Source organism: Ardenticatena maritima (assembly GCF_001306175.1).
Classification (GTDB): domain Bacteria; phylum Chloroflexota; class Anaerolineae; order Ardenticatenales; family Ardenticatenaceae; genus Ardenticatena; species Ardenticatena maritima.
This window is the reverse complement of sequence record NZ_LGKN01000003.1, coordinates 571,598-591,368: the sequence shown is the minus strand read 5'-3', so window position 1 is coordinate 591,368 and position 19,771 is coordinate 571,598. Positions and strand designations below refer to the sequence as shown.

The 19,771-nt window shown below is 62.5% G+C and carries 18 protein-coding genes; all 18 read left to right on the top strand.

Going from position 1 to position 19,771, the window contains the following annotated elements; translation table 11 throughout:
- The first annotated feature begins 36 nt into the window (after window positions 1-36).
- The 18 genes from SE16_RS02630 to SE16_RS02550 all read left to right on the top strand — a co-directional run bounded on the left by SE16_RS02630 (window position 37) and on the right by SE16_RS02550 (window position 19,756).
- Entirely contained in the window at window positions 37-1,812 is a 1,776-nt protein-coding gene (locus SE16_RS02630; RefSeq protein WP_054493660.1) for a SulP family inorganic anion transporter, read from the top strand.
- Window positions 1,809-3,149, top strand: a complete 1,341-nt coding sequence (locus SE16_RS02625) for an FAD-dependent oxidoreductase (protein WP_054493659.1) — start codon at window positions 1,809-1,811, stop codon at window positions 3,147-3,149. Before SE16_RS02630 ends, SE16_RS02625 begins: the two co-directional genes overlap by 4 nt.
- Window positions 3,150-3,282: 133 nt before the next feature.
- Entirely contained in the window at window positions 3,283-4,014 is a 732-nt protein-coding gene (locus SE16_RS02620) for a DUF1722 domain-containing protein (RefSeq protein WP_054493658.1), read from the top strand.
- Window positions 4,015-4,175: 161 nt separating this feature from the next.
- A complete protein-coding gene (locus tag SE16_RS02615; protein ID WP_054493657.1) occupies window positions 4,176-5,072 on the top strand; it encodes an AfsR/SARP family transcriptional regulator in 897 nt (298 codons plus the stop codon).
- Between the two features lie 168 nt (window positions 5,073-5,240).
- Complete coding sequence (locus SE16_RS02610; RefSeq protein WP_054493656.1) at window positions 5,241-5,441, top strand: hypothetical protein; 201 nt, start codon at window positions 5,241-5,243, stop codon at window positions 5,439-5,441.
- On the top strand, window positions 5,441-6,028 hold the full coding sequence (locus SE16_RS02605) for a DUF4255 domain-containing protein (protein WP_054493655.1): 588 nt from the start codon (window positions 5,441-5,443) through the stop codon (window positions 6,026-6,028). The genes SE16_RS02610 and SE16_RS02605 overlap by 1 nt, the downstream gene beginning before the upstream one ends.
- A gap of 6 nt (window positions 6,029-6,034) precedes the next feature.
- Entirely contained in the window at window positions 6,035-6,865 is an 831-nt protein-coding gene (locus SE16_RS02600) for a hypothetical protein (protein ID WP_054493654.1), read from the top strand.
- 40 nt (window positions 6,866-6,905) lie between these two features.
- A complete protein-coding gene (locus tag SE16_RS02595) occupies window positions 6,906-8,771 on the top strand; it encodes a phage tail sheath subtilisin-like domain-containing protein (RefSeq protein ID WP_054493653.1) in 1,866 nt (621 codons plus the stop codon).
- Between the two features lie 28 nt (window positions 8,772-8,799).
- A complete protein-coding gene (locus SE16_RS02590) occupies window positions 8,800-9,252 on the top strand; it encodes a phage tail protein (RefSeq protein ID WP_054493652.1) in 453 nt (150 codons plus the stop codon).
- A 13-nt stretch (window positions 9,253-9,265) separates the two neighbouring features.
- Complete coding sequence (locus tag SE16_RS02585) at window positions 9,266-12,247, top strand: hypothetical protein (protein ID WP_060687166.1); 2,982 nt, start codon at window positions 9,266-9,268, stop codon at window positions 12,245-12,247.
- A 2-nt stretch (window positions 12,248-12,249) separates the two neighbouring features.
- Window positions 12,250-12,720, top strand: coding sequence for a phage tail protein (locus tag SE16_RS02580; RefSeq protein ID WP_060687164.1), 471 nt, complete (start codon window positions 12,250-12,252; stop codon window positions 12,718-12,720).
- Window positions 12,721-12,729: 9 nt separating this feature from the next.
- Entirely contained in the window at window positions 12,730-13,437 is a 708-nt protein-coding gene (locus SE16_RS02575) for a CIS tube protein (RefSeq protein WP_060687161.1), read from the top strand.
- A gap of 19 nt (window positions 13,438-13,456) precedes the next feature.
- Window positions 13,457-13,624: a hypothetical protein gene (locus SE16_RS15905; protein WP_160317062.1), complete on the top strand. Its 168-nt coding sequence runs from the start codon at window positions 13,457-13,459 to the stop codon at window positions 13,622-13,624.
- 12 nt (window positions 13,625-13,636) lie between these two features.
- Window positions 13,637-14,722 carry a phage late control D family protein gene (locus tag SE16_RS02570; RefSeq protein ID WP_054494237.1) on the top strand — a complete coding sequence of 362 codons (1,086 nt, stop codon included), beginning with the start codon at window positions 13,637-13,639 and terminating at the stop codon, window positions 14,720-14,722.
- 2 nt (window positions 14,723-14,724) lie between these two features.
- The gene (locus SE16_RS02565) at window positions 14,725-15,441 is read left to right on the top strand and encodes a phage baseplate assembly protein V (protein ID WP_054494239.1); all 717 of its coding nucleotides are present in this window, start codon (window positions 14,725-14,727) and stop codon (window positions 15,439-15,441) included.
- 11 nt (window positions 15,442-15,452) lie between these two features.
- The gene (locus tag SE16_RS02560; RefSeq protein ID WP_060687159.1) at window positions 15,453-17,060 is read left to right on the top strand and encodes a hypothetical protein; all 1,608 of its coding nucleotides are present in this window, start codon (window positions 15,453-15,455) and stop codon (window positions 17,058-17,060) included.
- Between the two features lie 41 nt (window positions 17,061-17,101).
- Entirely contained in the window at window positions 17,102-17,491 is a 390-nt protein-coding gene (locus tag SE16_RS02555) for a GPW/gp25 family protein (protein ID WP_054494075.1), read from the top strand.
- 12 nt (window positions 17,492-17,503) lie between these two features.
- On the top strand, window positions 17,504-19,756 hold the full coding sequence (locus SE16_RS02550) for a putative baseplate assembly protein (RefSeq protein WP_060687157.1): 2,253 nt from the start codon (window positions 17,504-17,506) through the stop codon (window positions 19,754-19,756).
- Window positions 19,757-19,771: the final 15 nt, after the last annotated feature.

The window sequence follows — 19,771 nt, the reverse complement described above, 5'->3', positions numbered from 1 at the left end:
TTGAATGCTGATTCTCGCATACAAGGAGTGTTGACTATGCTGTCCCAACCCATACGTTGGCTTCCCATCACGCAATGGATTCGCACCTACACCCGCGACGATTTTGTGAACGACCTCATCGCCGGCGTCATCGTCGCGATTATGCTGGTGCCGCAAAGCATGGCCTACGCCATGCTGGCGGGGTTGCCGCCCGAAGTCGGGTTGTATGCCAGCATTGCGCCGCTGGTGGTGTATGGTTTGCTGGGCACCAGCCGCGCCCTTGCCGTGGGGCCCGTCGCGATTATGTCGCTCCTCGTCGCCTCAGGGCTGACGCCGCTGGCCGAGCCAGGGAGCCCCGAATACGTGCAACTGGCGCTGGTGCTGGCGTTGCTCGCCGGGCTTCTGCAAATTGTGATGGGCTTGGCACGGCTGGGGTTCCTGGTGAATTTCCTGAGCCACCCTGTGCTTTCGGGCTTTACCAGCGCCGCCGCCATCGTCATCGGCTTTAGCCAGGTGAAACACCTGCTCGGCGTCTCTGTCCCCCGCTTGCCGCATTTCTACGAACAGGTGGCGGCGACACTACGCACTTTGCCAGAAACCAACCCCACGACATTGGCGATTGGGCTGGCAAGCATCGCGATACTCTTTACGTTCAAAACGTGGGGGGCAACGTTCTTTCGGCGTCTGGGCTTCTCAGAACAAGTCGCCCTCATGCTGAGCAAGACGGGTCCGCTGGTTGTGGTGGCGCTGAGTACGCTGCTTGTCTGGGGGCTGAGATTGCACGAGCGCGCCGGCGTGGCCATTGTCGGCACCATTCCCCAAGGCTTGCCGCCCTTTGGGCTTCCACCGCTGGACCTCACGCTCTGGCAAACGCTTCTGCCAACAGCACTCACGCTGGTCTTTGTCGGATACATGGAAAGCATCTCGGTTGCCAAAGCGCTCGCCAGCAAGCGGCGCGAAAAGGTGGACGCCAATCAGGAGTTGCTGGCGCTCGGTGCGGCTGACATTGCCGCAGCGCTCACTGGTGCTTACCCTGTGGCGGGCGGCTTCGGGCGCTCGGTGGTCAACTTCATGGCGGGGGCGCGCAGTGGCATCGCTTCCATTATCACCGCCGCGCTTATCCTGCTGACTGTGCTGGCGCTGACGCCGCTCTTCTACTTCCTACCGCGCGCCGTTCTGGCGGCTATCGTCATCGTGGCGGTCAGTACGCTCTTCGACGTTCACACGCTCAAACACACCTGGGCGTACAACAAAGCCGACGCCGTGGCGCTGATAGCAACCTTCCTCGCTGTGCTGATTGTCGGGGTGGAAACAGGTATCCTTGTGGGCGTCGCCGTGACGATTGCGCTCTACCTCTGGCGCACCAGCCGCCCCCACGTGGCCATTGTGGGGCGTTTGCCGGGAACGCAAATTTACCGCAACATTGCCCGCCACAAGGTGGAAACATGCCCGCATGTGCTGGCAGTGCGTGTGGACGAAAGTCTCTACTTTGCCAACACGCAGTTTTTGGAAGATTTGGTACTCTCGCTGGTGGCGGACAACCCCGACATCCGCGCCTTTGTGCTGATTGGCACGGCGATCAACTTCATTGACGCGAGCGCGCTGGAAACGCTGGAAGACCTTGCCCATCGTTTGCGCGATGCGGGTGTGGAAATGCACTTCGCCGCCATCAAGGGGCCCGTCATGGACCGTTTGCAGGCGGTCGGGTTTGTGGACGCCATCGGGCGCGACCACTTCCACCTGCACACGCACGACGCCATGCGGGCGTTGGGGTGTGTTGCAGATGAAGATGAAGACGAACAACCCTTGCAACCTGTGGAGGCAGCCGCATGAGCAAGCAGATTGTTGTCATCGGAGGAGGACCCGCAGCCATTGAAGCGGCGCGCACAGCCGCCCACCACGGCGCACACGTCACCCTGGTTGCCGATGCACCGCTTGGCGGACGCGCCGGCTGGCACAGTCTTCTGCCCAGCAAAGTCTGGTTGCATGCCGCGGAAACAGCACGCGCCGCGCAGGCGCTGGGCATGGCGACAAGCGCCCGCCCTGCAGAAGCGCATGTGCTGGCGCACATCCGCATGGTGGCGCAACGCTGGAACGAAGCACGCGCGGCGCGTCTGGCCGCGTTGGGCGTGCAAACCATCACCGGCGTCGCCGCCTTCACCAGCCCCAACGAGGTGGTTGTGCGCAACGCCGACGGGGAAGCCGTCGCCCGCTTGCAAGCCGATGCGTTCATCCTGGCGACGGGTTCGGTGCCCATCTTCCCCCCGGAGATGCGCCCGGATGGAAAACGCCTTATCGCGCCGCGCTTCATGTCCCACCTGGAACACCTGCCGCGCTCCATCATCGTCGTTGGCGGCGGCGCGACGGGGAGCGAGTTCGCCTATCTCTTCAACGCGCTGGGCGTCGAAACCACGTGGGTGGTGGACGAGCAAGGCGTTCTGCCCATGTTCGCACCGGACGCCGGCGCCACCCTGGCGCGCACACTGGAAGCACGCGGCGTGCGCCTGGTGGCGGGGCAACGCGCCGTGCGCGCCTCGAACGAAGGCGACCATGTGGTCGTCACACTCGCCGATGGGCGCACACTCACCGCCGAGATGGCGTTCATCGCCATCGGACGCCGCCCCGACACCGCCCGCCTGGGGCTGGATGCGGCGCAGATTACCCTGCGCGAAGATGGCGCGCCACACGTGGACGCCCATCTGCGCACCAGCCAGCCGCACATCTTCGCCGTGGGCGACGTGACGGGGCGCCCGATGATTGCCAATCGCGCCATGGCGCACGCCCGCCACGCCGCGCTGACCGCGCTGGGGCACGACCTGCCCCCCTTCCGCGAAGCGCTGGTTGTTTTCGCCATTTACAGCGAGCCGCAAGTCGCGCAAGTGGGTCGGGTTGAAGGAGACGGGCTGGCGCGGGTGCGTATCCCCTTCAACACAGCCCTCAAAGCCGCCTTGCTGAACACGGACGAGACGCCGGGATTTCTCGAAATCACCTTCACGCCGGACGACAAGCGCCTTGTCGGTGGGGTCGCCGTTGGGCCGCACGCCGCGGACGCACTGACGCCCATCATGCAGGCCATAGCGGCCAACGCCACCATCCACGATCTTGCCGCGCTCTTCCCCGCCCACCCCACCATCTCGGAATTGGCGTTTGAAGCGGCGCGGTGGGTCTAACGCGCACGCACGCAAGCCGAACCGACGCACTCACAAAAGTGCGTCGGTTTTTTGTTTGCAGAACAATCCCATTGACAAAAGCCGCCCGCTTGCTATGGTTCATTTTTGCGACAACAACTCGAAGGATTGACGCATGCGCATTTGGGACATTCACCCCGGCTATCTCGACCGTTCGCGTTTGTTGGGCGAACACCGCGAACTGCATGGTTTGGCGTCTATTCATCTGCACAACAAAAAAGGCTACGCAGCGCACCCCGAAACAAAGCGCTGGCGCGAGCATTTGGGGGCGCTGGCTGTGCGGCATGGCTGGCTGGTTGCAGAACTGGCCTTGCGAGGCTACCGCCACCATTCTCCCCTTCCAATTCCACCCAACCCAGCCCATTGGCCTCCCTACTTGGACGCCCCCAGCGCGCAAATCACGCTGTTGCGCGCCAAATACGCCGGGCAAAGCCAGGGGCGCATTCCTCTACCGGAGCACCCACAGCAAGCCTGGGCGCAACACAAGTATTCAATCCTCGCCCGCGATCCCAACGCCTACCGCGACATTGGCAAGCGGCTCGTCAATGCCCGCCACGAAGACCTCGCCCCCTTGCTGGATGAATTGACCGACCTCATGCGCCACCCCCCATCAGCGGGGGGCGTTCTCAACGCGGTTGAACACATGTGGGGGCACGTGCGCAAACACGCAACACCCGAAGAGAAGCAACACGCCCAAACCAGTCCCGCGGCGCGGCTCGCGTGCACCCAGCGGCTGGCTCAGGTGCAACACGAAACCTATCTCTGGCATTCGACGGCGCTCAGCGAAATGCGCTTCTGGCTCGATTTTTACGCCGAGACATCCGACACCTCGCACCGCACCCATTGACACGACGCGCTTTGCCTTTCTGCAACACATATGCCATAGTTGAAACATGCCCGCCTTTCAACGCCAAATCCCATCACGCCGACGTTTAGAGAAATGCGCCATGCGAGCCAAATCCAACTCACCCTTCATCACCCCATGCAGACGTTGCGAAAGGCACATCCATGTTGCACATCCGTTTGTTTGGGCAAATCGAATGCATGCTTGATGATACACCTGTGCCGCTCCCCCCATCGGCGCAAGCCTTGCTCGCCTATCTCGCCTTAGACCATCACCGCGCCCACCATCGCGAACACCTGGCAACCCTCTTCTGGCCGGACATCCAATCGCACTATGCACGCACCAACTTGCGCAAAACGCTCTGGAAACTGCAACAAGCCCTCGGCGACACCACCGCCCTTGACATCGAACACGCCACCATCGCCCTGAACTGCGCCCACGTGCGCATAGACAGCGACACCTTCGCGCAAGCGTTTGAAGCATGCCGCCGCCAAAACGGCTCCATACTCGACGCCCAGCAAAGCATACTCGCCCGCCACGCCATCACGCTCTACCGCGGCGATCTACTCGAAACCATCTACGCCGATTGGTCGCTCGTCCCGCGCGAACAGTACCGCCACATGTACCTTGTGCTTCTTGAAAAGATGCTGGCGCACTGCGAACAGATGCACGCCCTCAATGAGGGCATTCAATACGCCCATCAACTTCTGCAACAAGAACCCGCCCATGAACGCACACACCGCACCCTCATGCGGCTGTTCTACCTCTCGGGCAACCGTACCGCCGCCCTGCGCCAATTTCTCCTTTGCCGCCAGATACTCGATACAGAATTTCAAGCCGCCCCCGCCCAAGCCACACAAAACCTGGCTGACGCCATCCGCCAGGATGACGCCGAAACGGTTCGCCGCTACGCGCTGGAAGAACGAACCCGCTTTGAAGCACAGACCCACGCCACCGCCGAAGAGTTGCGCGCCCTTGAAACGCGCCTTCAAGCCTCGCTCAACGACGTGCGCCGACAACTCGCCCGCTTGCGCGACGTCGCTCCCCCCGCCAAAGACTAAGCCCAGCGCGCAAAAGCCGTTCGCGACCTGTCTGATGACAGGTCTTTTTTTCTGCCACCCCAACAGGAACGCTGAGGGAACGCAAAAAGAACTCTTTGGGAACCCCCGCCTGCTATACTTGCCCTACACATGACCCCACCCAGCCACAACACACGAAAGTTGTCCGTCATGAACCACGAAGAACAAGCCCACCATACATTTGTCATCCGCATGTGGCTGGAAGGGACGGACGAGCAGACCTGGCGGGGCACGATTCAACACATTCCCAGTGGGCTACGCCGCCCGGTACACACGCTTGAAGACATCACGCAGTTCATCAACACCCTGCTTCACCTGTCAGACAACAACTCGGCTTCGGAGCAATCCTAGTGGCTACCTATCGCGCACTCATCGGCATAAGCGAGGCAATTCTGGCGTTGTTGCGTATGCGCTACGACCCGGCGGACTTCGCCAACGACCTCGATTTCGCCATTTACACAGCCGAAAACTTCCGCTCACCCATGAACGCCGGCGTCTCCATCTTTCTCTATCGCATCCTGCACAACGGCACATACCGGGCGCCCGCCGGGCGCATTGGGAACAACGGCGAACGGTTCCGCACCGACGTGCCGGTGGATTGCCTCTACTTGCTCTGTGCGTGGGGGCGGCAAGCATCGCTCCAACAGGCAGTCGCCGGCTGGCTGCTTCGCATCATGGAAGACCATCCGATTCTGCCTGCTGGATTGCTGAACGCCGTCACGCCGGGCATTTTCGCCGCCGATGAAGCCGTGGAACTCACGCCGGGCGACCTGCCAACCGAAGACATGCTGCGCTTTTGGGAAATTCTGGACACTCACCGCCTGCCCATTCTGTTGCCCTATGTGGCGCGCGCCGTGCGCATTGAGTCGGAATTGCAACTCTCCACCGCCGAACTGGTGCAGGAACGACTGTTCAACCTTGGTATTGAAGCGGAGTAATCCCACATGCCGCCACTTGACCCCGACAATCCACGCCTTGTTGAAACCGTCCACCGTTTCACAACATTGGGCATCCGCTTTCGCGACGCCACCACCAGCGGCATCGTCGGCGATGGCCTCTCCGCCACCGCCTGGCCAGCGACCGCCACCACCGCCCGCCGCACCGCCTTTCGCACCTCAGGGCACGCCCTCGCATTCCGCGGTCTTCCCGGTCTGGCGTCGGTTGAGTATCCCGACGGCTCACCCGCACCGACCCCGCGCGATTACATCATCGAAGTACGCGACGCCCGCCGGCGCTTCCTGCCGGTTGCCATGCGCATCGCCCTGCCCCTGCCATACGGCGGTTTGTACCGCCCCGGCGGTGTCGGCACCCCCGCCGACTTCTACCTGTTTTCATCACCCGCCCGTGCCCCACTCCCGGCGGTGGCCATTGTGCACGCCACACTGGAAGACGCCGCACACAACACCCCCGCCGCATGGGCTATGCTGGAAATCGCCATCAACGGTGAAACGTTCTATGGGTTCAGCCACACCAACGGGCAGGTGCTCGCCATGTTTCCCTATCCCGCCTTCACCGCACCGCCTGAGCATGGTCCCCCCGTCGCCGGCACAATGCAGACGTGGGCGCTCACCGTGCGCGTGCGCGCCGCGAGCACATTGCCTACTCTACCGGGGACCCCCCTGCCCGACTTCGCCGCGATGAGCACCCAGCCCTTTGCAACCATCGAAGCCACTGACGGCGGAACGCCCCAAAACAGTTTGAACGCCACATTGACGTTCGGCGAACCATTGACGTTGCAGACCGCGGGGCGTTCGACGCTTCGCATTCATACGTAAACCATAAGCCGTAAATGACCAACCTTGAAGGAGGCCTCTCATGCCCGAGTATCTTGCCCCAGGTGTGTATGTCGAAGAAGTCAGTTTTCGCGCCAAAACCATCGAAGGCGTCAGCACCAGCACAGCCGGTTTTGTAGGACCCGCGCGCTTCGGTCCGACGCAAGGCGAACCGGAACTCCTTACCAGTTTCGCCGATTTTGAGCGCATTTACGGCGGGCTTGACCCGCTGACCTTTGGAAGCGCCACAGTGCCCAACTATCTCGCCCACGCCGTGCGCGCCTTTTTCGATGAAGGCGGCGCGCGCTTGTACGTCTCCCGCGTTGCCAACAGCGCCACATCAGCCGACACCACCATCTCCGACCCAGACAGCGGGGGGAATGACATCACATTGACAGCCCGCTACCCCGGAAGCGGCGGCAATGTGACGGTGACATTCACCGCCAAACTCGGCAACAACATCCTCACCAGCGACGGCACAAACAATCTCGCACCAGGCCTGCGGGCGCATGATACGGTCTATCTGGTAGATGCCAGCGACAACGACTCGACAGATAGCAGCCCCACCTTCGCCACCGGTGTCTATTACGTTGAAGAAGTCGTCAGCGCGGGCAGCACCACCATCCGCTTTCGGCAAGCCGGCGATGACCCAAACACCGCACCCACACTTGACGAACTGGCCGCCAACGATGAAATCCACATCATCACCGTCAACGTCGAAATCACCACCCCCGGCGCGTTCCCCCGCACCGAAGGCTGGAGCGGGCTCGCCCCCCACCCGGCACACGCCAACTCGCTCAGCAATGTGTTCGCCGGCACGCTCAGCAGCCGCCTGGCGCAACTCACCGTCCCCATCATTTTCGCTGGTCCCGCAAGCGGCGACCTGGTGGTACACACGCTGTTTGGGCAGGGCACATCTCCCAACACGATCGAAGACACCTTCGGCGATAGCACCGCCACCGACGCCGACCGCCGCTACATTGTGGACCTGAGCGGCGGCACGGATGGGAGCCGCCCCACAGCAGCCAATTACCAGGGCACCGGTGACGACGACCCCGCTCTCAAAAGCGGCTTGGTCGCGTTTGAGGATATCGAAGATATCTCGATTGTCGCCGCGCCGGGCGCAACATACGATTATGTCAATAGCGCCAGCGACATCGAGCAGACCGTGCGCCATCTCATCTCGCACTGCGAACGCATGCGCTACCGCGTGGCGGTTCTGGATTCACCACCCAACCAGGCTGTTTCCGAAATCCGCGCCTACCGCAACCGCTTTGATTCCAAGTATGCCGCGCTCTACTACCCGTGGGTGCGCATTGTGGACCCCGTGACAAACGCCGAAGCCAACATGCCCCCCAGCGGTTTTGTCGCCGGCATCTATGCTCGCAACGATATCGAGCACGGCGTGCACAAAGCCCCCGCCAATGAAGTCGTGCGCGGCGCCATTGGGTTCGAGTTCATGCTGAACAAAGCGCAGCAAGACGTGCTCAACCCCGAAGGCGTCAACTGTTTCCGCTATTTCCCTGGGCGCGGCTATCGCCTCTGGGGCGCACGCACCATCTCGTCCGACCCCGAATGGAAGTATGTGAACGTACGTCGCTACTTTGCGTACCTTGAACGCTCCATTGACGAAGGCACGCAGTGGGTTGTCTTCGAGAACAACCACGCACCGCTTTGGGCGAACGTGCGCCGCACCGTCAGCGATTTTCTCTTCAACGAGTGGAAATCGGGGCGCCTGATGGGTGAAAAACCCGAACACGCCTACTTTGTGCGGTGCGACCGCACCACCATGACCCAAAACGATATTGACAACGGACGGCTCATCTGTCTGGTAGGCGTCGCGCCAGTACGCCCGGCCGAATTTGTCATCTTCCGTATCGGACAATGGACCGCCGACGCCAACGCCTGATACCTCAATCGAATGAAGGAGCAACCTCATGGCTGAATTTCGTGAACGTCCGTATAACCAATTCAATTTTTTGGTGGATTTGGGCACGGGCGATACTTCAAGCGCACAAGCCGGCTTTCAGGAAGTGAGCGGGCTCGGCATGGAAATCACGGTTGCCGAATACCGCAACGGCAACGAGAAAGACAACGCCGCCCGCAAAATTACCGGCATGTACAAAGTGCCCGACGTGACACTCAAACGGGGCGTCATCGGCGCACTCGACCTCTACGAATGGCTTGACCAGGTGCGCAACGGTGATCAGGCGCAACTGCGCAACGTGACCATCCAACTGCTCAGCGAAGACCGCGCGACGGTCGCCATGGAATGGCGGCTCATCAACGCCCGCCCCATCAAGTACACCGGTCCTTCCCTCAATGGCAAAGGCACCGACGTTGCCATCGAAGAACTGGTGCTGGCGTGCGAACGCATTGAACTGGCATAATCGAGGCAATCTCATGGCGACACGTTTGCCGGGGCTTTACTTTCAATCAATCACCCCACCCAGTGCGGACATTCTCCCCCGCATGGACATCGCCGCTTTTGTCGGGCTAGCCGCCAGCGGTCCACTGCACATCCCTGTGCTTGTGGAAGACCCCGCGGAGTTTCGCGACATTTTCGGCGATGACCTCATGCTGGCGTTTGACACCACACGTGATGAACCCCTGCGCACCCACCTGGGCGCGGCGGTGGAAGCCTTTTTCTACAACGGTGGTCGTCGTTGCTGGGTGGTGCGTGTCGCCGAGACGCCCACCACCAACATCTACCCTGTGCCCGGTCTGGTGGCTGCCGATACCCACCTGCCCATACGCCTCGCGGCGCGCTCCGGCGGGGCATGGTCGGACGACCTGCGCACAGGGGCGGTGCTCTCTCCCTTCACCATGCCGCTCGCCGCCCTCACGCTCGCCGGCGGGCAGACAACCCTGGTGCTCACCACCGCTCCGCACACCATTCAACCATTCGACCTGCTGGAACTGCGCGCGCCGGCGTCCGACGGTTCCACCCTTGTTGGATTCTGCTTCGCCGAGCAGATTGATCGCAACGCCGCCACGCAAACAGTCGAAAGTGGCGCAGCAGCGTGGTTCCGCTACGGCACGTGGCCAACCGCACACAGCACCTTTGGCACGCCCACCAGCGCCACCTGGCACCACCCCGATGGGGAACGCACCATCTGGGACGGCACGGGCGCCGCGGTGCTTGACATCGCCGACGAGGAACTGCTGTTCACATGCCCGCTTCCCCCCGATTCGATTCCCGACCGCCTGCACCTCATCCGCCTGAACGGCACGGGCGCTACACTGCTGGCGGTTGTGGAAGACGTGAGCATTGACCGCGCAGCGCATACGCTCACGCTTGTCGCCACACATCTCTTTTGGCCGCTGGATGAAAACGACGCGCTCGCCCTCACCGCCAACTGGGGCGTCAGCGTTCAACCGCTTGTCAGCCGCCTGCGCTTTCACCTGCACGCCTGGCGGCACGACGGCATCATCGGCATGATTGAACAGTTAGGCTTTCACCCCAACCACCCCCGCTACTGGGGGCATCTCCCCACCGACGACGCGCTGTTTGCCTGGCCAACCGGTGAACCAACCAGCCGCACGGCCACCCCACTCGACGACGACGCCCGCATGCCCCGCTTCCCGTTCGCCGGTCTTGCGCCGCACACCCCCGCCCTGCCGCTGGGCATGGCTCGCGCACCCACCGCCGCCGACACCTTGCCGCGTCTCGTTTCGCCGTCTGAACCGGACAGCCTCACACGCAACGGGCTCGCCACACTGGACGCCACCCTCTTTTTCGACCCCGACATGGCAATACACACCACCACGCGCCTGCTCGCCGAAGCCGAACAACGCTTCTACTTGCAACCGCCGCCACCCTCACGCCCCTTTGCGCCTTTGTTGGGATTGCACAGCCTGCTCCCCATCAGCGAAGCCACGCTCATCGCCGTCCCCGACGCCGTGCAACCGGGGTGGGAGCATCACACCATCCCCGCCCCCACCGTGCCGCCGGCGCCGGAGCGCCCCACACTGACGCCGCTGGAAACCCCCGGCTTCTATCGCCTCGATTGGCCTGCAAGCGCTGAGGCAAGCGGCTACATCGTCGAAGAAAGCGACACACCCACCTTCGAGCGTATCACGCACCGCGCACACCTCGCCGGTGATAGCCCCACCATGGAACGCTATCTCGCGCCCGATTGCCCGGTGCGCCGCTTCTACCGTGTGCGTATGCTGAGCGAAAACGACACCAGCCCCTGGTCGCGCACGCTGGTCGCCGATGTGCCGTCCAAGCCCTTTGTCGCCTGCACACCCCCCACCATGCCCGAAACGACACCGCGCCTTGTCTGGCCGACGCCCGCCGACGGCACCTATCGCATCGAGTGGGATTCCATTCCCAACGCCGAAGCCTACGAATTGCAAGAAGCCGACGAACCGCTCTTCCTCACACCCAGCATCCTGCTTGACGCCGACGCCACGGAGATGACCCTGCCCCGCCGTCCGGCGCAAACCCTGTTCTACCGTGTGCGCGCCCGTCGCGGGACAACCGTGGGGCTTTGGTCGGCGACGCTTGTTGTGCCAGCCGACGACACGAGCCAGTGGCGCGCACGCCCCCCATCAAGTGAAGGCTTGCTCGCCGTGCAACGCGCGCTCTTGCGCTTCTGCGCCGCCCGCGGCGACCTCTTTGCCGCGCTGAGCCTGCCGCGCGGCACACGCGCCCAGGAAGCCCTGACATACACCGCCCGCCTGCAAAGCCCCACCGACACCGCCACCTTTGGCGTCGCGCCCATCGGCTTCGACGAAACCGCCACGCTCAGTTTTGGCACACTTGTTCACCCCTGGCTCTGGCAACAACGCGACACCGACACCCACCTGCACCCGCCCGACGGCGTGGCGCTCGGCGTCCTTGCGGAGACCGCCCTGCGCGATGGGGCGTGGCGTTCGCCCGCCAACCGTCCCTGGCGTACCGTTGTGGCGCTTGAACCGACCTTCTCCCGCGCCGAATGGGGCTTGCTCTATCCCGCCGCCGTCAATCTCGTACACCGCGACGCCCGCGGCTTTCTCACCCTGAGCAACGAAACCCTCTTTCCGGGCGACGACCTGCGCGCCATCCATGTGCGCCGCCTGCTCAGCCTCATCCGCAAGATTACCCTGCGCGAAGGCGAAGAATACGTTTTCGAGCCCAACACGCCGGGCTTTCGCCGCCGCGTGCAACACCGTTTCGAGCAATTGCTCTCGCACCTGCACCGGCGGGGGGCGTTTCGCGGCACCCAAGCCGCCGACGCTTACCGCGTCATCACCGACGGGCGCATCAACACGCGCCAAAGTGTCGAAGCCGGGCGCTTCATCATCGAACTGCGCGTTGCCCCCGCCGCCGCGACCGCCGTCATCATCGTGCGCCTGGTGCAACACGACCGGCGCACCACCATCACCGAGGAGGTTTGACTGTGGCGAATAAAGCAAACGAGACGGTCATGCCGCCTTTCACCACCTTCAATTTTCTGGTGGAACTGAACGTCGCCGGGCGCAGCAGCCCGCTGTGCAGTGCCGCTTTTGCCGAATGCAGCGGATTGGAAATGAGCATGGAACTCAAAACCATTCGCGAAGGCGGCAACAACACCCAGCCCATCCATCTGCAAGGCAAACTCTCGTATGGGCAACTGGCGCTCAAACGGGGCATGACCACCACCTTCGACCTCTGGACATGGTTTGAAGACGTGTTGCAACGCAAAGGCGACTGGTGGAACGTTTCCGCCCAGGTTGTCATGCTGGGCTCAAATCGGGAACCGGTGGCAACGTTTGTGCTGACCGGTTGCCGACCGGTGCAACTCCGCGCTCCCGCCCTGAACGCCAAAGAGGGGCAAATCGCCATCGAAGAGATGACGATTGCCTATGAAACCTTGCGATTAGAACAGTAGAGGCACGCCATGCCAGCCCCACCCAACATTACCAAAGCCGAGTTGCGCGAAATCGAATGGGATAGCGACCGCAATCCCAGCGAAATCAACAAAGAGAAGACCGTCAAGGTACAGTTCAACCCCGAAACCTTGCGCGTGACGTTTTCCGCCCAACGCTCCGGGGGCGACCAGAGCGGTGGGGCTTCATCGCAGTTCCTGGGCACCGGCACCACCAAACTTTCGCTCGACCTCTGGTTCGACGTGACAGTGCCCACGCCCGAAGGCACAAAAGACCCCGCCGCCCCCGCGGATGACGTGCGCCGCATCACCCAGCGCGTGGCGTACTTCATCACGCCGCAAAAAAACGGCGACCAGTGGGTGCCCCCCGGTGTGCGTTTTGTCTGGGGAACGTTCATTTTCGACGGCATCATGGAATCGCTCAACGAGGAACTCGATTTCTTCTCCGAAGAAGGCAAGCCGTTGCGCGCCAAGATGAGCATCACGATTGGGCGCCAGGACGTTTATTTTGAATTCGCCCCCGCCGATGAAAGCGCCCCCGGCACGACGCCCCAAACGCCCGCCAAGTCGGGGGATTCCATCCAGCAGATGGCGGCGAACGCCGGCAAACCCGGCGACTGGAAAAACATCGCCAGCGCCAATGGCATCGAAAACCCGCGCCAGGTGCAACCGGGGCAATTCGTAAATTTGAACGCCAAAACCAAAGGCAACCGCACATAACCCCCAAGCGAGGCGAACCATGCCAGTCATCATTGATGATTTTGAAGTCCTTGTCGCGCCCAGCAGCGCCACACCCGAACCAGCCGAAGAAAGCACAGCGCAACCGCCGCAGTCATTCACTCCGCGCGACATTCAAGATGTAATTGAGGCCATGCACGAGCGTGAAGCACGCTTGCGCGCCCACTAGAAACAGGCAACCATGACCACACGACCACCACCCACCAATTTGCTCTACGCGGCGCGCCCCACCATCTTCATTGACGAGCGCGAAAATCCGGCGCTGTCAGCCGGTTTGCTTACCATGCGCATCGAAGAAAACGAGGAAGGGCTGGCGCATTGCGAACTCACCTTTGGCAACTGGGGCACCACCGGCGGCGAGGTCGGGTTTCTCTACTTCGACCGCGCTCTGCTCGATTTTGGGCGCACCATCAGCATCACTGCCGGCGACGGCGACGCCCAAGCCGAGATTTTTCGGGGACGCATCAGCGCGCTGGAAGGGCGTTTCCCGCAACAGCGCCCCCCCGAACTGACCATCTTTGCCGAAGACGCCTTGCAAGCCTTGCGCATGACACGCCGCACACGTGTCTTTGAAGAGATGAGCGACGGCGAGATTGTGAAACGCATCGCCGGAGAGCACAGCCTGCAACACAACGTTTCGCTGAGCGGTCCCACCCACAGCGCCATCGCGCAACTCAACCAAAGCGATCTCGCCTTCCTGCGCGAACGTGTCCGCGCCGTAGGCGGCGTCCTCTGGGTTGAAGACCAGACGCTTTTTGCCGCCCCGCTCGCCGAACGGGACGCCGGCACCGTCGAACTCACGTATGGGCAACGCCTGCTCGAATTCACCGCCCTTGCCGACCTGGCGCACCAGCGCACCGCCGTTCACGTCCACGGCTGGGACGAACAAGCCAAAACCAGCATCAGCGCCACGGGGCGCACCACCGCCCTCTCGGCAGACCTCAGCGGCAAAACCGGCGGGTTCGACCTGCTGGAAGAAGCCTTCGGCGCACGCGAAGAGCATCTCGTCCACCACGCCGCCGCCACGCAAGCCGCTGTGGACGCGCTCGCCGACGCCGCCGCCGTGCGCACCGCACGCCGCTTTGTGCGCGGGCGCGGGGTGTGCGAGGGCGACGGGCGCATCCGTGTGGGGGCGCATCTGAAACTTAACGAAATCGGCGCCATGTTCGAGGGCGTGTACGACGTGGTGGAAGTCCGTCATACGTTTGACGGTGTGGAAGGCTACCGTACCGCTTTTGTGGTTGAACGTCCCGCGATTGGAGCATAAGCATGGGCACTTTCTGGACCCCCAACACCGATACCGACCCACGCCTGCCCGCCGGCTTGGGCGGGCGCTTCTACGGCATCTACCCCGCCGAGGTGGTAGACATCGCCGACCCCAACGGGCAAGGGCGCGTGCGCGTGCGCCTGCCCTGGGCAGGCACCCCCGGCGACACCGCCTACGAAGCATGGGCGCGGCTGGCAACACTCATGGGCGGCAACAACCGCGGCACCTGGTTCATCCCCGACGTGGGCGATGAAGTCGTGGTCTGTTTCGAGGCGGGCGACCCTGCACGCCCCTACGTTGTCGGCGCACTCTGGAACGGTCAAGACGCCCCACCCGAAAGCATGGATGGCGTCGGCGAAAACAACATCAAAACCATCCATTCGCGCAACGGCGTGCGCATCCGCATTGACGATAGCAGTGGGCAAGAATCCATCACCATTGACACGCCCGGCGGGCAAAAAATCGTTCTGCAAGACGGACCTGGCAGTATCACGATGAGCGACAGCAACGGCAACAGCATCACCATGGACGCGGGCGGTATCACCATCAGCGCCAGCGCCAAAATCACCCTGCAAGCCGCCACCATTGACATCAGCAGCAGCATGATCAATGCCAGCGTTCCTTTTTCCGATTTCAGCGGCGTGCTCAAATCGAGCACGCTCATCACCAACAGCGTTGTGAGCAGTAGTTATACGCCCGGCGCAGGCAACATCTGGTAGCGAGGCACTGTATGCAAACACCCGTCCGATGGATGACCGCACCGCCGCTCTGGCCGTCGCTGGTCGCCGACCACAACCGAGACGCGCTCGCGCGCCCTATGCTCCTGCGCTTTGCCAGCGACACCTTCATGCAAGACCTGCAACGCCTGCTTGCCGAAGCCCCGGAGACGCTGGCAACCTATGAAGCCGTCCCTGAAAGTTTCCAGGCGCGCCCTGCGGGCACCGCCCCCGATGCGTGGGTTTCGCCGCCGCCCCCCATGCTCAAACTCTACCAGCCGGCGCATGGGCATTTCTACCTGGTGGCGGTCAGCCTGGTGTGCGAGCGCCCCGGCTTGCCCGACCGCACGGTCGCCCCGCCGCAGGGCGAACGTATGGGCTTTGTCCTGCGCCGTGTGGTCAATGGGCAAGAACACGCCCGCCTTGGACAAGGCACAGACGCCGCCTGGTTCCCCATTGAAAGCGGCAGTGAAACAACGCTCCTCGATGGTGAAGAACTGCGCCCACTGGTCGCGATGCCCGTTCAACAAAACGGACGCACACGCCGCCTGTTGGTGGGTTTTCTCCCCACCGCCGAACAAGAAACCCTCGACGGTGCGCCCGCCCTTCCCGCCACGCCACCCCCAGACGAAGAAGACCCACGCATGACCGCCTTCAACACACGCATCATCTCGGCGCTGGAAACACTCGCCCAAGGCGGCAGTGCGCTTCCCGATGACGCCGCAGAAACCGCATCACTCTTTGCCCTGCTCGACCTGCTCGACTTCTTCATGCTCGAAATCCCCACCCTGCATGAAGCCATCGTCTATGGGCATCCGCCGGACGCGCACACCGCCGAACGCGCCCTGTACGACAAACTCGCCAACGCGGACACGAACGAAGACGGCGTCGGCGACGGCTGGCGCATTGGTGGAGCATCCTGGCTGGACGCCCTGCAAACCGTCTGGGAACACAAAGATGAACTCAACACGAGCGGCGCCATCACAGGCACCGCCTACGACCTGCGCAACAGCACGCCGCCGCTTGAGACCATCATCAACGAGTTGCCCGCACTGGTCGAAGCCGCGTTGCCCGTCCAACCCATCACCGCCCATCTCGCGCTCGGCACCGTCACAATCGCTCCCCCGCCGCACTACATCGTGCGGTGTGTGTACGAACGCCCAGGCTGCCAACCGCTCCCCTTCACCCCCACCGACCCCGCCCAGGCGGACGCCCTCGCGCAGCACACACGCGAAAGAACGGTCAGCGCGCCTAGCGTCCCATTCACCATTGCCGCCTTCTTCGACCCCGACGCCCCCATGCGCCCGGTGCGCATCACCATGCCCGATACCAGCCTGCAAAACCTGCGCAAATACCAGCAGAACGTTTCAATCGTCCTCTCCAAAAAATTACGTCAACAAATCTGCCAGTTGAGCGGCGTTTCGATGAGCGACATCGAAGACGGCGACCTCAACGACTGTGATACCGGCTTCAACATCGGCATGATTTGCAGCATGTCCATCCCCATCATCACCATCTGCGCGCTGGTGCTGCTGCTCATTGTCGTCAATCTGTTGAACATCGTCTTCTGGTGGCTGCCCTTCTTCAAAATCTGTATTCCCGTTCCCACCGCCGAAGACTAACGCCACACAAAGCGCATTGCGTTCGTCCAAAAGGAGCACCTATGAACACCGCCAAACTTTTCGGAAAAGGCATCAGTTTTCCCCCACGCATTGGGGAAGACGGGCGCATGGTCTGGTCCGAAGGTCCTCAAAACATCCGCGAAAACATTCAAGTCATCCTGCTCACCGACTTGCGCGAACGGCTTATGCGTCCCGGTTTTGGCGGCGGACTGCGCACATTCCTGTTTCAGCCCAACATTACCAGCACCCACCGCCTCATCGAAGAACGTGTGCGCCAGGCGCTGGCACGCTGGGAGCCGCGCATCCGCGTTGAGCAAGTGCTGGTACAAGAAGATGAAAACGACCCGCAAACCGCCATCGTCACGATCGAGTACAGCCTGGTGGCAACCCAGGCACGCGACCGCGCGACGGTTGGTCTGCATCTGGGATAAGAGGAGCGTTCTATGCCGCTGTCCATACCGAATTTAGACGACCGTTCATTTGAACAAATTGTGCAGGAAGCGATTGCCCGCATTCCTGTGCACACTCCGGAATGGACGAACCACAACGAAAGCGACCCCGGCATCACACTGCTGCAACTTTTCGCCTTCATGACGGAAAGTTTGCTCTACCGCAGCAATCAGATTCCTGAGCGCAATCGCAAGAAGTTTTTAGCGTTGCTTGGGTTGGGTGTGCAACCTGCCCAAGCCGCGCGTGGGTTTGTGCAATTCACCAACACACGCGGACCGCTCGCGCCGCTCACCCTTCCCGAAGGGCTGGAACTCTACGCCGGCAACGTCCCCTTCCGCACGCAGAACGCGCTCGCCGTCCAGCCGCTGGAAGCCCAGGTCTTCTACAAGAGCCGCCTGCCCGATACGCGCATCGCTGAAATTGAAGCCATCTATGCGCCGCTCTTTGAAAGTTTCCTCGAAGAAGGCGTCGAACTCGCCTACTACGAAACCAAACGCCTCGAACCGCCCAGCAGTCAAGCCGTCATCCCCGCCATTGACATCGCCGCCGACACCGTCGGCGAAGCCCTCTGGATTGCCCTGCTCGCCCGCGACGCCGACCAGGTGGAGACCACCCGCGCCGTCATCGCCAACAGCACGCTCACGCTGGCTGTTCTGCCGGCGCTTGACGCCACGGAACGCACACTGTACCCCGCCCGCACCGACGGGAGTGGACAATCCCACGCCGCCCTGCGTTTTGAAATTCCCAACGTGCCCGCCGATGGCATGTTGCCGACCGACCCCGCGTTGCGCGTCGCCGCCTATCGCGAACTCGACGCCCGCCCCAGCACCGACCTGCTGGCGGAAGCGGGCACTGTCCAACTGGTCTTGCCCGAAGCCAACGCTTTGCGGCTCTGGGCCAATCTGGAACCAAGCGAACAAGGCACGGGCGACTTTCCTCCCGCCATTGAAGATACTGACATCGCCGAGCGCATTGTGACATGGATACGTGTGCGCATCGCCGACGACGCGGTCCCCGCGGGGGGACAGGTACAAGCGCGCATCTCCTGGCTGGGCATCAACAGCGTGCCCGTGGTGCAGTACGCCCGTATCGTGGGCGAAGTGCTGGGCGTCGGCAATGGCGAACCTGACCAGCGTGTGCAACTGAGCCAAACGCCTGTTCTGCCCGATAGCCTGGTGTTGACGGTGGGGGGCGAACGCTGGGAGATGATTGATGACTTGCTCGCCGCCGGTCCCGAAGTCTCAACCGGACCGGTCAGCCTGCTGAGCAGTTATGCCGAAAGTGGCGCGACACCGCCACCCGTCAATGTCTTCACCCTCGACCCCGAAAGCGGGCTGATTCAATTCGGCACAGGCGTGAATGGGCGGCGTCCGCCTGTTGGGGCGCGCATTCAAGCGACATACGACTACGGCGGTGGGCGGCAAGGCGTTGTCGGGATTGGCGCCATCAACAAGGGGGCGCTTCTGCCCGCGGGGGTGAAGGTGAGCAACCCCATTCCCACATGGGGCGGCGACGACCCCGAAACGGTGGATGAAGCCGAGCGGCGTATCCCCGCTTTCTTGCGCCACCAGGACCGCCTGGTATCCGCCGCCGATTTCAGCGACATCACCGAACGCACGCCCGGCGTGGACATTGGGCGCGTGGACGTTCTGCCGCTCTTCCACCCCGACCGCCCCACCACCACATCCGCGGGCGTCGTCACGGTCATGGTCATTCCCAAATACGATCCGCTCTATCCCGACGCGCCACGCCCCAACAAACTCTTTCTCGATACCGTCTGCGCCCATCTGAACCCGCGCCGTCTCGTCACCACCGAAGTCCATGTGCGCGGTCCCATTTACAAGCGCCTTTGGGTTTCCGTCGGCGTCAACGTGATTGCCGGGCGAGACATCGCCCCCGTCCACGACGCAGTACGCCAGGCGGTGCGCACGTTCCTCTCGCCGCTGGTGGGCGGTTTCGATGAAACCGGCTGGCCGCGCGATACGCAAGTGGACACCAACACCTTGTTGGCGGTGGTCGCGCGGGTTGACGGCGTGCAATCAGTCAACGAAGTGCAATTGGGGCTGGAAACCGGCGGGGCGCTGGACAGCATCGCCATGCAGGGGCTGGAACTGCCGCACCTTGTCGGCATCAGTGTAGCGTCGGGGAGCGCCCGCCCGCTTGATACCGTGCGCGGCACCACACCCCCCGGCGACGGCGACTCGCCGCGCCTGTTCCCGGTGCCGGTTGTTCCCGAAAGTTGCTAACATCAGCAGGTGATT

Coding starts and splice junctions, on each gene's coding strand:
- SE16_RS02630 (WP_054493660.1), top strand. CDS start 37: ATGCTGTCCCAACCCATACGTTGGCTTCCCATCACGCAATGGATTCGC.
- SE16_RS02625 (WP_054493659.1), top strand. CDS start 1,809: ATGAGCAAGCAGATTGTTGTCATCGGAGGAGGACCCGCAGCCATTGAA.
- SE16_RS02620 (WP_054493658.1), top strand. CDS start 3,283: ATGCGCATTTGGGACATTCACCCCGGCTATCTCGACCGTTCGCGTTTG.
- SE16_RS02615 (WP_054493657.1), top strand. CDS start 4,176: ATGTTGCACATCCGTTTGTTTGGGCAAATCGAATGCATGCTTGATGAT.
- SE16_RS02610 (WP_054493656.1), top strand. CDS start 5,241: ATGAACCACGAAGAACAAGCCCACCATACATTTGTCATCCGCATGTGG.
- SE16_RS02600 (WP_054493654.1), top strand. CDS start 6,035: ATGCCGCCACTTGACCCCGACAATCCACGCCTTGTTGAAACCGTCCAC.
- SE16_RS02595 (WP_054493653.1), top strand. CDS start 6,906: ATGCCCGAGTATCTTGCCCCAGGTGTGTATGTCGAAGAAGTCAGTTTT.
- SE16_RS02590 (WP_054493652.1), top strand. CDS start 8,800: ATGGCTGAATTTCGTGAACGTCCGTATAACCAATTCAATTTTTTGGTG.
- SE16_RS02585 (WP_060687166.1), top strand. CDS start 9,266: ATGGCGACACGTTTGCCGGGGCTTTACTTTCAATCAATCACCCCACCC.
- SE16_RS02575 (WP_060687161.1), top strand. CDS start 12,730: ATGCCAGCCCCACCCAACATTACCAAAGCCGAGTTGCGCGAAATCGAA.
- SE16_RS15905 (WP_160317062.1), top strand. CDS start 13,457: ATGCCAGTCATCATTGATGATTTTGAAGTCCTTGTCGCGCCCAGCAGC.
- SE16_RS02570 (WP_054494237.1), top strand. CDS start 13,637: ATGACCACACGACCACCACCCACCAATTTGCTCTACGCGGCGCGCCCC.
- SE16_RS02565 (WP_054494239.1), top strand. CDS start 14,725: ATGGGCACTTTCTGGACCCCCAACACCGATACCGACCCACGCCTGCCC.
- SE16_RS02560 (WP_060687159.1), top strand. CDS start 15,453: ATGCAAACACCCGTCCGATGGATGACCGCACCGCCGCTCTGGCCGTCG.
- SE16_RS02555 (WP_054494075.1), top strand. CDS start 17,102: ATGAACACCGCCAAACTTTTCGGAAAAGGCATCAGTTTTCCCCCACGC.
- SE16_RS02550 (WP_060687157.1), top strand. CDS start 17,504: ATGCCGCTGTCCATACCGAATTTAGACGACCGTTCATTTGAACAAATT.